Origin of the sequence: Burkholderia sp. SIMBA_051 (assembly GCF_046534915.1) — a bacterium.
Taxonomy (GTDB): Bacteria; Pseudomonadota; Gammaproteobacteria; order Burkholderiales; family Burkholderiaceae; genus Burkholderia; species Burkholderia ambifaria.
Genome location: NZ_JAWRXS010000621.1, coordinates 1 through 250, shown reverse-complemented (window position 1 = coordinate 250; position 250 = coordinate 1). Strand labels below are relative to the sequence as shown.

The 250-nt window shown below is 68.0% G+C and carries 1 pseudogene; it reads right to left on the bottom strand.

Features of this window, described 5'->3' with window-relative positions:
• Positions 1-250: pseudogene (locus SB771_RS35975) on the bottom strand (hypothetical protein); the annotation flags it as partial.

The window sequence follows — 250 nt, the reverse complement described above, 5'->3', positions numbered from 1 at the left end:
CTGTGCCGCCCAGGTTCACACCCTGCTGGCCACTCGCACTCAGGCCTCCGAGCGTCGTCACGCTATCAGTGGTCAACAGCGCGCCATTCGCCGCGGCGAGGCTCATGTTGCCAATCGATGACGCCTTGCCCAGGACGGCGGCATTACCACCAGCCGCCACGGTCAGCGTTGACCCGGTGGTCACATCGCCCGCCAGGATGGCGTCCTGACCTGCGGTGACCTCGACCGCGCCAGGCGCGGAGACCGTTCC